This is a genomic window from Mesorhizobium sp. RCAM 05099, from assembly GCF_059683685.1.
In genome coordinates, this window is the sequence record NZ_CM185035.1 from 1,996,106 (window position 1) to 2,010,554 (window position 14,449).

Genomic DNA, 14,449 nt, shown 5'->3' on the forward strand with positions numbered 1-14,449 from the left:
ATGACGAAACCGGCAACGATTTCCATTGAAGCGCTGGGCAAGACTTACGGGTCGTTCCATGCCCTTCGCAATGTCTCCCTGGAGGTCGGGGCCGGCGAATTCCTGACCCTGCTCGGCCCATCGGGGTCTGGCAAGAGCACCTTGCTGATGGCGTTGGCGGGCTTTGTCATTCCGGACCGCGGTGCCATCCGCATCTCCGATAAGAACGTCGTGGATCGCCCCGCCAACAAGCGCAACATCGGAATCGTCTTCCAAAGCTACGCGCTGTTTCCCCACATGAGCGTCTTCGAGAACGTCGCGTTTCCGCTGCGGTTGCGCAAATGCAACCGCGCGGAGATCGAAGCGCGTGTAGCCGCCACGCTGCAGCAGGTCCAACTGGCGGACCTGGGCGGACGGCGTATCTCCGAGCTCTCGGGTGGCCAGCGTCAGCGCGTGGCGCTGGCGCGTGCGATCGTGTTCGAGCCGAGAGTGATGCTCATGGATGAGCCTCTCTCGGCGCTCGACAAGAAATTGCGCGAAGAGATGCAGATCGAAATCCGAGAACTCCACCAGCGCCTGGGCGTGACCACAGTTTACGTTACGCACGACCAGCGTGAGGCGCTCACGCTCTCGGACCGGATCGCGATCATGAACAAGGGCGAGATCGTGCAGATTGGCACCGCCCGGCAGATCTACAACGAGCCAAAAGACGACTTCGTGGCCGATTTCATCGGCGAGGCGATTGTTCTAGAAGCTGGGCTTCTGGCTTTCTCGGGAGCGAGGGGTTTCGATCCCTCGGTGCGGCTCGCCATTCGCGCGGAGGACCTGCGGTTGTGTGCCGCTGAGACAATGGAGGAGCATGCCACGCTGCAGGGGAAACTGGAGACGGTTGTGTTTCAAGGCGACAGTTGGCTGCTCAGATTGTGCTTGCCGGGCGGAAGGCAGATTTACTCGCGCGTGCAGAAACCCGATGAGCATCTCATTTCGCTAGTCTCTGTAGGCGATTCCATCACCCTGCATGTCCCCCAGCGCAAGCTGCGCGCGCTGCAATAGGCAGAATGGTGCGTTGATCGAGTTGATCGACGGGCGCCTGTCAGAATTGCGGGTGAATTTCGCCGATTCTCTGTTGATAGTAGGTTTGCCATGTCGGCAATAGAAAATACGGTGCAAGAGCGAGCATTTATGCGGGCACCTAGCCGTGCATACAGAGCCGAGCGGCGTAGTCACCTTGTGCATATTGCCCTTGTGGCGCCTAGCCTCGTGCTTGTTGCGGTGCTGGTGCTGGTGCCTTGCTTCTGGCTCTTCTGGCTCTCCGCCTTCGACCTAGACGGTAACCTCAGCTTTGAGAACTACCGTACGGTGTTTGAGTCAGCCGGCTATCGAAGCGTTTTCCTGACTACGTTTCTGGTTGCCTTCGCAACCGTGCTGGTCACGATACTGGTCGGGGGTCCTTTTTCGTTGTTCTTGGTCAATATCCAGGAGCGGAAGGCGCGCCTGCTGTTGACGGCCGTGATGCTGTCCTTCTGGACCTCGGTTCTCGTGCGGGCATATGCCTGGCTGGTGCTCCTGCAACGAAACGGGGTCGTCAACTCACTCCTGATCGACCTCGGGGTGATTGGTGATCCGCTGCGTCTCGTCTTCAATTTTTCCGCGGCGGTGCTGGGCATGGTCCACATCATGTTGCCGGTCTTCATCTTGCCAGTCTATGGCGTGATGTCGCGGATCGACCCTGACTTGATGCGCGCGGCAGCGAGCTTTGGAGCTTCCCGGGGGCAGGCGCTGCGGCAGGTGTTCCTGCCGCTTGCCATGCCCGGCATTGCTGCTGGCGGCGTCCTGGTCTTCGTGATGAGTCTGGGATTCTACGTCACGCCGGCCATTCTGGGTGGTGGACGCGTCTATATGATAGCAATGCGCATCGAGCGTTCGCTGTCCAATTTCACCAGCTACGGGGCCGCGAGTGCCCTGGGTGTCCTGTTGCTTGTCGCCACGGCGATCATCCTGGGCCTGAGTTATCTCGCAACGCGCACGGTATTGAAGGTCAGATAGAATGAACGACGGATTCCCCCAGAACCGGACGCTCCGCATCCTGTCCTGGGCGTTCGCGGTACTGACCACCTGCTTTCTCGCCGCGCCGTCCTTCATCGTTGTTCTGATGTCCTTCTCGGGCAGCAATTTTCTCGAACTGCCGCCCCGTACCTGGTCGCTCCGCTGGTATGAGGCATTCATGTCCTCTGAGCGTTGGCTTGGCGCCGCGGCAACCTCCTTTTTGCTGGCAGGACTGGTGGTGATAGTTGCCGTGCCCATCGGGGTGCTGGGCGCCTATGGTGCCATGAAGATGAGCCAAGGATGGCGCTCCTTTGTGCAGGCCTTTATGCTGATGCCCGCCGTGGTGCCGGCGATCCTGATTGCCGTCGGACTTTTCTTTTTCTATTCCCGGATCGGGCTCGTGGGGACCCTGACGGGGCTGGTGTTTGGACACGCGGTGCTTGCGCTGCCAGTCGTGTTCCTGGTGATGAGTGCCGCATTCGCCAATTTCGATTTCGATCAAGTCCGTGCCGCGCACAGTCTTGGGGCCGGAGAGGTGACGGTCTGGCGAATCATTATTCTTCCGCAGATGATCTACAATATCCTCGTCTCCTCGCTTCTGGCGTTCCTCACATCTCTCGATGAAGTCGTGATCGCGATGCTGTTGTCGGTGGGGCGGCGCACCACAATGCCCAAGCTCATGTTCACGTCCTTGCGCGATCAGATCGACCCCGTCATCGCCGTGGTATCGACCCTGCTGCTCGTCCTTGCGACAGTGGTGGTGATTGTTCTTCAGCTACGTGGGAACGCCGTTCGGAACCGATGAAGAAACTCTGATCAGTCAAAAAACGTCATAGAGCGCTTGGGATTTGCTATTTGCCCAATCGTTGATCTCGCGGGTTTGATGAGATTGAGAACTGGGATCGATATCGAAGGCTGTTTTGAAGTGTGTTGAGGCGCGGATCAGCGTCTTTGGCTATCCCGATCACCCGCAGCCTTTCCACGATTATCGCTGTGGGCGTGTTGAAAATATCAACCCGTATTGCGATATAAGCTATACTATCGGAGAGCGAAGCAGATATAACGGGAACGGCTAGGCCCCGTCATGGGACTCCGGCGATTGATTTCTGCAGGCGGATCGAAGGCGATATGGACAAGATACCGGACCGAAAGGGTGCCGTCGATATAGTTGAGGGCTCCGTAGACGAGCAGCCGGGCGTCAAGACCCTCGACAAGGGTTTGCGGATCCTGGATTTCATCATCGGAAGGCAGCGCAGTTTCGGCGTCAGCGAGATTGCCAACGAATTCGGGATGGACAAGGGCTCGGCCTACAGGTTTCTGACGACATTCGATCGCTACGGCGTGCTGCGTCAGGACAAGCAGAGCCGCAAATATGGTCTTGGCACGAAATTCTTGGTCTGGGCCTCGCGGGCGAACTCGCTGACCACCATTGTAACCGTGGCGCGTCCCTCGCTGGAGGAACTGGCGCGCCAGACCGGCCTTGAGGCGCATCTGGCGTTGATGTCGCATCGCACCGCGGTGCTCGTCGATACCGCCTTCCCGAATACGCCAATGTCGACACGCAGCCTGATCGGGCTCGAAGAGCCATTGCACAACACCGCTCTCGGCAAGGCACTGCTTGCCTTTCTCCCCGAGGACGAAATGAACGCTTTGGCGGAAACCATTCCCCTGACCAGGTCGACAGACAGGACGATCGTCGATCGTGCCGTACTGGCCGAGTCCCTCATGGAAATCCGGCGAACCGGCGTGGCAACCGACCGCGGCGAGTTCTTCGCGTTCCTGACCTGCTTTGCAGCACCGGTCTTTGACGAAACGGAGCGGGTCGTGGCGTCAATCGGAGTGTCCGCCGTGGCCGATTCGCTGACGGAGAAGGCAGAGCGCGAGATTTACAAGAAGCTCCTCCAGATTTCGGATGGTCTTAGCCGGCAGTTGTCTGGCTGATACGTGCACCGGGACGAACTAGAGTCGCCCTGCCTCAATGATCCGCTGCAGGAAAGCACGGGTTCTGTCTTGTTTCGGATTGCCGAAAATCTCCGACGGCGGGCCCTCTTCATGCACCTTGCCGTCGGACAGGAAACAGACCTTACTGGCCACCTCTCGCGCAAATCCCATCTCGTGCGTGGCAAGCAGCATGGTCATACCTTCGGCTGCGAGGTCACGCACAATGTTGAGGACTTCCGAGACAAGTTCCGGGTCGAGAGCCGAGGTAATCTCGTCGAGCAGCAACACCATCGGGTTCATGGCTAGCGACCGGACGATGGCGACGCGTTGCTGCTGACCCCCGGAAAGGCGATCCGGGTACTCCTTGGCTTTGTGTTCTAGGCCGATGGGTCTCAGGAGGTTCATCGCGTTCGCCTCCGCTTCAGCGCGGCTCTCCCCCAGGACCTTGATAGGTGCAAGGGTGACATTTTCCAGTACGGTCATATGTGGGAATAGGTTGAAGCTCTGGAAGACAATACCGACATCACGGCGCAGTGCATTGACGTCAACACCTGGACCGGTCACGCGATCGCCGTGGATGCAGATCTCGCCGCCTTGAATGTTTTCCAACCCGTTCATACAGCGAAGTAGCGTCGACTTTCCACAACCGGAAGCGCCTATCAGGCAAACCACCTGATGTTCATCGACTTCAAGGTTCAAGCCGTCGAAGACCTTGTGGCTACCGTAGCTCTTGGAGATGCTGCGAATTTCGATCATCGCCATGATGTGGCTAACCTTAACTGCCGCCGCGGATACGGCGCTGGTCGCGTTCCAGCACCTTATCGACGAAACGCGCCTGGGGAATGGTGATCAAGATGAACAGGATGGCGACGGTGGTCACCGGTGACAGGTTGAAGTGATTGCTGGCGACGATTTTCGCCTGGTTGAAGGCATCGATCGAGCCGATGACATTGACGAGGGCGGTATCCTTCTGGAGACCGATAAAGTCGTTAAGGAGCGGTGGGATGATGCGCCGGATCGCTTGCGGAACGATTACGTAGCGCAACGTCTGCAAGTAGCTGAGGCCAAGCGAACGCGCTGCCGCCACCTGGCTCCAATGAATGCCTTCGATGCCGGAACGATACACTTCGGCGACATAGGCGCCATAGGTCAGGGTAAGCGCAAAAATGGCGAAGGACTCTCCCGAAAAGTCCTTGACCCACGGCAGCCCGGTCAGTGGGAGGCCGAAGCCTATCAGGTAGATATTGATGATCGCCGGTGAGCCGCGAAATATGTCCGTATAGATGGTTGCCATAACGCGCACAGGCCGCCCGGCCTTGCCCGGAACAAGCCTGGCTATGGCTACGACCAGGCCCCAGATCAGCACCAGAATCTCCGCCACGACGAAGATGTAGATATTGGTCCAGAAGGCTTTGAGTATCAGCCAGAAGGAACTGCCGATCAGCGGCAGCAGCATGAAGGTCCGACTGACAGCGAGGTCGTTGGCGATGAAGAACTGGACGACAATAAGCAGCGTGGCTAAGGCCGCGGAGAGACCCAAAGTATAATAGGCGTGATCGCGCGCGGCCGCCGTGAAGACCCTGGCATCGACCAGTTTGTCCTCGGCAAATGCTGCCTTCGCCAAATGCGACTGGCGAAGGCTCTGGATCGCTGGCCATGTAGGCAACAGCAGGCAAAGGCCACAGATCACCAGGATCGCATCGGCCAGGAGCCCGTCGACTTGCAGATTGACGGTGGCCGCCCGGGCATCCAAAAGCGTCTTCCAACTGCCGGCAACAACGAGGAAACTGATGACGAGGACCGTTGCCGCCAGGTTGGTGACATCTTTCGGCGGCGTCCCCGCGCTCCAGCGACGCTCACCCCCGAGAAGGCCGAGTGTCTGGCCTTCTCGGTTACCGATGATAGATGACATCAGGTGATCCCAAGTTGCTCGATTAAGGCTTCAGGTAGGGAACTTTGGCCGGATCGGCGCCCCAGGCTGCGGCCAGATACTTGGCTGAGATTTGCTGCAGGGTGCCGTCCTTGATCAGCGCGTCGATGATTTTATCGATGGTCGCGGCGTTGGGGGAATTCTTCGGATAGATGGCGCCATAGGTTTCGCCGGTTGAATATTGGCCGGCTGCTACAAGCGTGCCATTTGATTGCGAGGCCACGGCCAGCACATTTGCCGTGTCAGTCATGGCTGCATCGACTTGACCAGCTGCCAACGCCGCCCACATGCTGGGCCCGTCCGGGTAGACCTTGGACTCAGCTGGCTTGAGAGTGTTGGCGACGAAGTCGGCCCCAGTAGAAGCCTGTTGCACGCCAATCCGCATCTTCTTGATGGAGTCGCTATCGACGGACACACCTTTTTTGACAAGAACTCCGATATCAGAGTTGAAATAGGGGATCGAGAAATCAACGACCTTCTTGCGCTCATCGGTGATGGAAATCCCCGACAAGGAGAGATCGAAGTCCTTGGTCTGACCCGCGACCAATGCATCCCACGCGACATTAACGACCTTGACTTTATCCAGGCCCCCGCGATGGGCGATATTGGCGGCCATGCAATATTCATAGCCGTCTTTGATGAGCTCTGGTGCATCCCCGTTCCACCAACCGGGCGCCGGAAGACTGACTTCGACAGTCAACTCCCCAGCCTCGACGGGAGTGAAGGGAATGGAACCTCTGGTTCCGGTGACTTCGCAATTGCCTATCATATCGGCAGCGTCAACCGGTGAGATGGAAAGAGAAATAATTGCTGCGGCAATAGCAGGCCGAACGCGAACAAGAATGGATTCTAGGTGCGGTGTAATCATGCTTTTACTCCCACTAAAGCTTTAAGGTGATTTTTATCCGTATTGAAATACTATGAGCTGACATGGTCTCTCCGGCCTCCCGAAAACACTGCTCTCTTTTTCTGTTCGCTATTGACTACTCTCGCCGAAGGCCGGCGACAGATTCACATTGCAGTAGCGTTGCGCCTCGCTCATTTCACACCCCGAGGTCGCGCAGAAAGGCACGCGAACGTGTCAGAACGGTCATGGGATCAATTTCCCAGCCGAAGTAGTTCGCCTCGTATTCGATGGTTAGTGCGCCGGCATAGCCAATGTCGCCCAGCGCGGCGATCAGCTTCGGGAAGTCGATCTCGCCCTCACCCAATGGCGGGAAGCTGAATTCGGGATAGCGGCCTTTGGCGTCCTTGATGTGGACGTGGCGGATCAGTGGAGCCAGCCGGTGAACGGCCTCAACAGGGTCCTCGCCGATGGCCTGGAAATGGCTCGGGTCAAAATTGACGGCCAGTTCCAGCGGCCTGAGCGCTTCGGCTAGTTCAAGATAGCGGCCGCACTGAGGGTACATGTGCGGCGCGGCTGATTCGAGGCCCACGCTCACGCCCTTTTCGCCAGCCTTCCTCAAGACCGCCTGCATGGTTTCGATGAACAGCGGCATCATCGCCATTTCGTCCTGCCCGGGCGTCGGCCGGCCGGAGCAGAGATGGACATAGTCCACCCCGATGGCCGCAGCGCGGTCGATCATCGCACTGACATGGGAAAGGCCCCGCTGCCGTTCCGCCTCGTCCTTGGCGAAGAAATAGAAGTTGACGCTCATCGCAGGGATTGAAAGCCCTGCGGCACACACGGCTCCGGCCAGTTCGCGGCATTGATCGAGGCTCATCTCCGGCGTCACGTGCGGCGCGAACTTCGACGGAATGCCGTCGCCGTTGATCGCAAGATCGGTATAGCCCGCATCGGCAACGACCGTTGCTGCCTCTGGCAAGGAAAGGTGCGAGAGCATCGTGCTGTAATATCCGGGGCGCATGGGATGGTCCTTCGTAGAAGCCGGAATGCCAGTGTCCGGAGTGTCGCCGGCAGGATGGTTTTGCCTTGATGTTGCGTATTTTGCAATAGAGATTTTTTATATGAGGCAGCCGATGCCTGCCAATTTGTGGCATTTGACGATGAATCGGCACCAAAATGTTTGCTATTTAGCAAAACGGTTCTTTACTAATAACAACGCTTGGCGCTACAAACGTTCGGAACGCGGCCAGCAAAGGGAGGGGTCGAAGCGGCGCGCGGCCAGCGCACTCCGACGACCCGGATAGACATGAAAATTACCGGTATCAGTTCGATTGTCGTGAACGCGAAGATGCGCAACTGGGTGTTTGTTCGGGTCGATACGTCCGTGCCGGGCCTTTATGGCTGGGGTGAAGCGACGCTGAACTGGAAGACCCGCGCCGTGACCGGCGCGGTCGAGGATCTGGCGCAACTGATGCTCGGCACCGATCCGCGAGACATCGAACAGGCCGTGCGGCGGATGAACAAGCACAGCTACTACCGCCTGGGCATCATCGGCGCCTCGGCGATCAGCGGGATCGAGCACGCGCTCTGGGACATCTCGGCCAAGGAGCTGGGTGTGCCGGTCTGGCGGTTGCTGGGTGGAAAAGTGCGCGAGCGCGTGGATCTCTACTCGCATCCGGGCCTTGGCGAGATGAAGACGCTCTACGAAGACACCTTCGACCCCAGCAAGCTGGTCGAAGCCTCGCAGAAGGTGCTTGAAAAGGGGTTCCGTGCGGTCAAGGTCGTCTGCATTCCCTATTCCCACGCGACAACCACGCGCGCCGCCTGCCGCAACCTCGAGCGGTTGGGCATCGCGCTTCGCCAAGGTCTGGGGGACGACGCGGCGATCATGGTGGATTTCCACGGCCGCGCCGCCACCGTCAGCGCAACGCTCGAATATATCAAGGCGCTGGAGCCCATGGGCCCGATGTTTGTCGAAGAGCCCGTTCAGCCCGGCGACACCAAGGCCATGCGGGAAATCGTCGAACGCTCGCCGGTGCCGATTGCTACTGGCGAGCGCCTGGTCGGGCTGCGTGAATTCGACGAGCTGTTGAGCGCGCGGGCCTGTCACATCGTACAGCCCGATCTCAATCATTGCGGCGGCCTGCTTGAGGCGAAGAAGATCGCCACCCTGGCCGAGATCGCACAGGCAGGCGTTGCGCCGCACAATCCCAACGGCCCCTTGGCGGCCGTGGCTTCGCTCCATTACGGCATCTCGACGCCGAACTTCGTCATCCTCGAGGCGATGCCGGGCGCCGTGCCCTGGTATCACGACGTTGTCGAAGGTCTGCCCGAGATGGTCGATGGTCGTTGGGGTGCACCCGACAAACCCGGCTTTGGCATCGAGGTGAACGAAAAGGAAGCTGCCAAGCATCCTTTCCAGCAAGAGGTTCTGCACACTCAGACCGCGGTGCTGGACGACGGCACACTGGTGGATTGGTAAGATGCGGAGCGGCGAGACCATGGCCTATCCGGTGCTTGGCCCGATCATCGGCGGTGTCCGTCTTTCTCCGCCGGGCCGCAAAGTCATCCCGGTCGAGAACCCGGCGACGCTGGAAAGCCTCGGCGATCTGGCGCTGGCCACGGACGCCGATCTCGAGGCGGCGCTGGCCGCTGCGGACAGAGGTTTCGCGATATGGCGCCGCACTTCGCCGCTGGAACGTTCGCGCGTCCTGCGGCGAACGGCTGCGCTGCTACGCGAGCGGGTCGAGGACATCGCGCGTGTCATGACGATGGAGCAGGGCAAGGTGCTGGCGGAATCGCGCGCCGAGATATTGGCCTCCGCCGAGATCTTCGAATGGAGCGCCGAAGAGGGTCGCCGCACTTATGGTCGCGTGATTCCGGCGCGAGAGGCGGGCCAGCATTTCGAGGTGCGGCACGAACCTATCGGCCCGGTAGCCGCCTTCAGCGCCTGGAACTTCCCGATGGTTCTCCCAGCCCGCAAGGTTGCGGCGGCGCTCGCGGCGGGCTGTTCGGTGATCCTCAAGCCCTCCGAGGAGACACCAGGCGTCGGCTCCATGATGGTCCAGGCGATCCTCGACGCGGGGCTGCCGCCGGATGTGCTTTCGCTGGTTTTCGGCGATCCGCCGCATGTTTCGGCAAAACTCATTGCCTCGAATGTGATCCGCAAGGCGTCAATCACCGGGTCGATCCCGGCAGGGCGAGCGGTGGCAGGGCTGTGCGGGCAACATCTCAAGCGCTGCACGCTTGAACTGGGCGGGCACGCCGCGATCGGCGTGTTTGCGGACGTCGATATGGCGAGCGTCGTTGCCAAGCTCGCAGCCACCAAGTTCCGCAACAGCGGGCAGGTCTGCGTCTCGCCCACGCGGTTCTTCGTGCAGAAGGCCATCTATGACGATTTCGTCGACGGCTTCGCGCGCTACGCGAAGGGCCTGAAGGTCGGCAACGGGCTCGACCCCGAAAGCCAGATGGGTCCGCTTGCCAATGCGCGGCGGCTCGAGTCGGTTGAGCGGATGATTTCCGACGCGGTTCAGAGGGGGGCAACCGTGGCCGCAGGCGGCAATCGGATCGGCAATGTCGGCTATTTCCACGAACCAACCGTGCTGGTGGACGTGGCGGACGATGCCGTCGTGCTCACCGAGGAGCCCTTTGGCCCTGTCGCCACGATCCTGCGGTTTTCCGAGGCTGAGGAATTCGTGACCCGCGCCAATTCGCTGGAATTCGGATTGGCATCGTCGGTCTTCTCCAACGACCTCAAGATCACCCGCTATGTCTCCGAAGGGCTGCAGGTCGGCATGGTCGGCGTCAACGAAGTGGCGTATGGCCTGGCCGAAACGCCGGTCTGTGGCGTCAAGTCCAGCGGTATGGGCCACGAGGGCGGAATTGAAGGCGTGGCCGATCACATGGTCACGAAATTCATCACAGAGCGCAGCTGAATGGCCAAATATACCGCCGCCCATTGGGGGGTCTATGAGATCGACGCGAAGGGGACGCCGGTCCCCCTGCGCGACGATCCGGACCCTTCCCGGATCGGCAGCGGCTGGCTGAGCGCGGCGCGGGATACCGCCAGTCGCATTGCGGCGCCGGTGGCACGCAAGGGCTGGCTTGCCGGCGACCGTGGCAAGCAGCGTTGTGATGACAGTTTCGTGGAGGTCGGTTGGGCCCGCGCTATTGAACTCGTGGCCGGTGAGCTGGAGCGCGTCCGCGGCACATATGGCAACAACGCTATTTTTGCGGGCTCTTACGGCTGGGCGAGCGCGGGGCGCTTTCATCATCCACAAGGGCAGATGCGCCGCTTTCTCAACCTGATCGGCGGGCATGTCGGTAAGCGGGATTCCTATTCCTTTGCCGCCGCCGAGGTGCTTTTGCCGCGCATTTTGGGTCTGTCGAGAGAGGCGCATGAGGACAACATGACCGGCCTGGAGCTGGTGGCGAAGGAATGTTCGCTGCTGGTGGCCTTTGGCGGGTTCTCCGGGCGCACCGCGCAGGTGGATTCAGGCGGTACTTCTAACCACCGGTTGCGGAACCTGCACGCGCAGATGGCCGCGCGCGGGGCGGAACTTGTTTCTATTTCGCCCCGGCGGGACGATTTTCCAGGCGCTGAACGAGTGTCCATTCGACCCGGCTGCGATACGGCGATGATGCTTGCCCTGTCATACGAGATTCTGGCGGCGGGCAGGCAGAACGAAGCATTCCTGGCACGCTACACCAGTGGCTGGCCGGAATACCGCGCCTATTTGCTGGGCGGCCACGACGGGCAGAAAAAGTCCGCTGACTGGGCGGCGCCGCTTTGCGATGTGCCGGCGCAGTATATCCGCCGCCTCGCTCTGCGCATGACTGAGGCTCGCACGATGATCTCGATAACTTGGTCGTTGCAGCGGGCAGAGCATGGCGAGCAACCGCTATGGGCGGCGCTGGCGCTGGCGACGATCCTTGGCCAGATGGATCAACCAGGGCTGGGATTCGGCTTTGGTTATGGGTCCAGTAACGCGGTCGGCCGCACACAACGGGGGTTCCGCTGGCCCGCCTTTCCGCAAGGGCCGAATCCGGTGAAGGATTTCATTCCCGTGGCGCGGATCACGGACATGCTGCTTTCGCCAGGGGCAGAGTATACCTATGACGGCGAGACGCGCCGCTACCCCGACATCCGGCTGGTCTACTGGGCCGGGGGCAATCCCTTTCATCACCATCAGGATCTGATCCGGCTTGAAGGCGCGTGGACGCTGCCAGAAACGGTGATCGTGAACGAACACAGCTGGACCGCGACCGCGCGGCGGGCGGACCTGGTGCTGCCCTGCACCACGCCTCTGGAGCGCACGGACATGATGATCAACAAGCGCGATCCGGCGCTGTTTTTCATGTCTCCGGCTCGGGCGCCCTATGGTCAGGCCAAGGACGACCACGAAATATTCCGCCTTCTTGCCCGCCATTTCGGGGTGGAGGAGGCATTCACGGAAAAGCGCGATATCGAGGGATGGCTTCGGGCGCTGTGGGACGGGACGCGCCGCGAGGCCGACCGGCACGGCATCGCATTGCCGGATTTCGACGCGTTCCGCCGAGAGGGACGGATCGACATACCCCCTCCTGAAAAATCGCAAGTGCTTCTGGGGGATTTCTTCGCCAACCCGGCGGCGGCGCCGTTGAAGACGGAAAGCGGTCGGATAACTCTGTTCAACCGCGCCATTGCCGATCTGGGGCTGGCCAATTGTCCGGGCCATCCGGCCTGGATTATGCCGACCGAAAGCCTGCTGACCGCCGAAGCAGGCGAGCTTCATCTGATCTCGGGCCAGCCTGATACTCGGCTGCACGGTCAGAATGATCGTGGAAAAGAGTCCCTGTCTGAAAAAATCAAGGGCCGGGAGCCCTGTGAGTTGCATCCCGAAACGGCTGCCGAGCTTGGACTGGCAGCAGGCGATATCGTGCGGATCTACAATGATCGTGGAGCTTGCCTCGCAGGATTGAAATTGGACGCAGGGCTGCGACGCGACTGCGTTTTTCTGGCAGCGGGCGCCTGGTTCGACATGCAGACCATAGACGGCAGCCGGATCGATGTGCATGGCAACCCCAATACCTTGACCCGAGACAAAGGCTGTTCGGATCTGACCCAAGGTACGTCCAGCCACAGCTGCGTGGTGCGGCTTGAGCGTTGGACTGGCGATCTGCCGCGTCTTTCGATCGACAGCCTCCCGCTGATCGAGCCCTCCTCGAAGAATTCTGGGTCCGCTTCGTCCTATGGCAGCGTTGCCACTTCGCAACAACCACATTCTTAGTTAGGAAAAGCTGAGCGCTGGGGATTTCTTGCGACAACGCAACGATCTTCATGCTCGCGGTGTCGAAGGTTTCCTAATATTTCGACCGTCCGCCGACCCGAGCTGGCCTGGATGACGTCAACACCTTCAGGGTTTTCGCCGAAGTGCGCAGGATTTCGCAGCGGTTGGCCTGCCTTGATCGTGCTCCTCACCGATTACCTCAGAGTCAACGCCACCGGCCGGAGCGATTCGTCGGTTCACGGAAAATCGAAACCGCAAGGTCTTCAAGAGCGGGGGCCGGTGGCTCCGCCCGGATCAGCTATATTTGGGCAGTATCCACGGTGCGCCGTCGGGCTGTGGCAGATCCACCCAGCGACGCTCGTTTTGTGCAGTGTAGGCAGCGTGCATCACCTCGATATTGTGCACCCCGTCCTCCAGCGTGCAGAGGGCGATCTCTGGCGTCTCGCCCCGCAGGAGCTGGGCAAAGGCCCGAATCTGGTTCACATAAGAACTGCGCCGCGGTGGGTAGAGAAGATACCAGCCGTCGGTCTTGCGCTGGTTGTGATAGGCAGCAAAGCGCGGCCGTGCGTTTTCCTGTAGCACGCGCGGCAGTTCCTCGAGCGGACGATCCGAGAAGACCGCGAGCGGCGCCACAGTCGTGCCGCTCATCACGAGCTGAGACAAATGAAGCGAACCCTCGGTGCCGTAAAGATCGGTGGTGAAATGATGCGTGGGCGAAAAGCGATCGGAGGAGAACGTGCCCGACGTCCCATTATTCATCTCGGCCATGAGGTGCACATTGTCGTCCACTGCCTTGGGCATCACGCTATGGCGCAAGCTTGAAGCGACGGAAGCATAGTCGCCGCCGATCAGATAGCGCACCAGATCCACCGAATGGCTGGTAATATCCATCATCGTCGCGCCCCCGGAGAGTTCCAGGTTCCAGCGGTAATCGTCGATCGAGACCACCTTCCAGCTATGCGAGAACACATTGCGGAAGGAATGCACTTCGCCAAGCGCGCCGCTCCGGACGATCTCCCGGGCCAGGATGCTCGCGTCCTGGCACCGCTCGTTATGGCCGACCCGCACGATCTGTTTCGTGGCGGAAAAGGCGTTCAGCACCTCGCGCGCGGTCGCGAAATCATGCGATACGGGTTTTTCCAGCAGCATGTGCTTGCCGGCCTGAGCCGTCGCAATAGCCACGTCGCGATGGAAGCGGTTAGGCACCGCCACGATCACCGCGTCGATGGCGCTGTCCGACAGCACTTTTTCGGGATCGTCCGAGACCTCGGCGATACCGTGCTTCGCGGCCGCCTGTTCGGCCTTGTCACGCACCACGTCGCAAACCGTCTTGACAGTCAAACCGTCTACTTGGGCGATTGCAGCGATGTGAGTGGCTCCGATCAATCCTGTGCCAATCACGGCGACATTGATGTTGTCTTTCGACATTAGTACCCT

The 14,449-nt window shown here is 60.1% G+C and carries 12 protein-coding genes; 7 read left to right on the plus strand and 5 right to left on the minus strand.

The annotated features are described in order from the left end of the window. The 4 genes from AC56QQ_RS09785 (at window position 1) to AC56QQ_RS09800 (ending at window position 3,966) form a co-directional block, all read left to right on the plus strand. Window positions 1–1,032, plus strand: a complete 1,032-nt coding sequence (locus AC56QQ_RS09785) for an ABC transporter ATP-binding protein (protein ID WP_489862936.1) — start codon at window positions 1–3, stop codon at window positions 1,030–1,032. Between the two features lie 207 nt (window positions 1,033–1,239). Further along, entirely contained in the window at window positions 1,240–2,025 is a 786-nt protein-coding gene (locus tag AC56QQ_RS09790; RefSeq protein ID WP_489862935.1) for an ABC transporter permease, read from the plus strand. Window position 2,026: 1 nt separating this feature from the next. After that, window positions 2,027–2,830: an ABC transporter permease gene (locus AC56QQ_RS09795; RefSeq protein ID WP_489862934.1), complete on the plus strand. Its 804-nt coding sequence runs from the start codon at window positions 2,027–2,029 to the stop codon at window positions 2,828–2,830. A 323-nt stretch (window positions 2,831–3,153) separates the two neighbouring features. Beyond that, entirely contained in the window at window positions 3,154–3,966 is an 813-nt protein-coding gene (locus AC56QQ_RS09800; RefSeq protein WP_497126709.1) for an IclR family transcriptional regulator, read from the plus strand. Between the two features lie 18 nt (window positions 3,967–3,984). On the opposite strand, the gene AC56QQ_RS09805 is transcribed toward AC56QQ_RS09800, so the two are convergent. The 4 genes from AC56QQ_RS09805 to AC56QQ_RS09820 all read right to left on the minus strand — a co-directional run bounded on the left by AC56QQ_RS09805 (window position 3,985) and on the right by AC56QQ_RS09820 (window position 7,764). Continuing rightward, entirely contained in the window at window positions 3,985–4,728 is a 744-nt protein-coding gene (locus tag AC56QQ_RS09805; protein ID WP_497100990.1) for an amino acid ABC transporter ATP-binding protein, read from the minus strand. Between the two features lie 13 nt (window positions 4,729–4,741). After that, window positions 4,742–5,878, minus strand: a complete 1,137-nt coding sequence (locus AC56QQ_RS09810) for an amino acid ABC transporter permease (RefSeq protein ID WP_489862932.1) — start codon at window positions 5,876–5,878, stop codon at window positions 4,742–4,744. A 22-nt stretch (window positions 5,879–5,900) separates the two neighbouring features. Next, a complete protein-coding gene (locus AC56QQ_RS09815; RefSeq protein ID WP_489862931.1) occupies window positions 5,901–6,764 on the minus strand; it encodes an ABC transporter substrate-binding protein in 864 nt (287 codons plus the stop codon). 175 nt (window positions 6,765–6,939) lie between these two features. Next, on the minus strand, window positions 6,940–7,764 hold the full coding sequence (locus AC56QQ_RS09820; RefSeq protein WP_489862930.1) for a sugar phosphate isomerase/epimerase family protein: 825 nt from the start codon (window positions 7,762–7,764) through the stop codon (window positions 6,940–6,942). Between the two features lie 327 nt (window positions 7,765–8,091). Between AC56QQ_RS09820 and AC56QQ_RS09825 the strand changes: the two genes are divergently transcribed. The 3 genes from AC56QQ_RS09825 to AC56QQ_RS09835 are packed head-to-tail and all read left to right on the plus strand — an operon-like array spanning window position 8,092 to window position 13,012. After that, window positions 8,092–9,225: an enolase C-terminal domain-like protein gene (locus AC56QQ_RS09825; RefSeq protein WP_497103687.1), complete on the plus strand. Its 1,134-nt coding sequence runs from the start codon at window positions 8,092–8,094 to the stop codon at window positions 9,223–9,225. Window positions 9,226–9,244: 19 nt separating this feature from the next. After that, window positions 9,245–10,678 (plus strand): NAD-dependent succinate-semialdehyde dehydrogenase, encoded by a 1,434-nt coding sequence (locus AC56QQ_RS09830; protein ID WP_489863518.1) that lies wholly within the window; start codon window positions 9,245–9,247, stop codon window positions 10,676–10,678. Beyond that, entirely contained in the window at window positions 10,679–13,012 is a 2,334-nt protein-coding gene (locus AC56QQ_RS09835; RefSeq protein WP_497100989.1) for a molybdopterin-dependent oxidoreductase, read from the plus strand. It begins immediately after the preceding gene. Window positions 13,013–13,306: 294 nt separating this feature from the next. Here AC56QQ_RS09835 and AC56QQ_RS09840 read toward each other — a convergent pair whose 3' ends face one another. Next, entirely contained in the window at window positions 13,307–14,440 is a 1,134-nt protein-coding gene (locus tag AC56QQ_RS09840) for a Gfo/Idh/MocA family protein (RefSeq protein WP_497100988.1), read from the minus strand. Window positions 14,441–14,449: the final 9 nt, after the last annotated feature.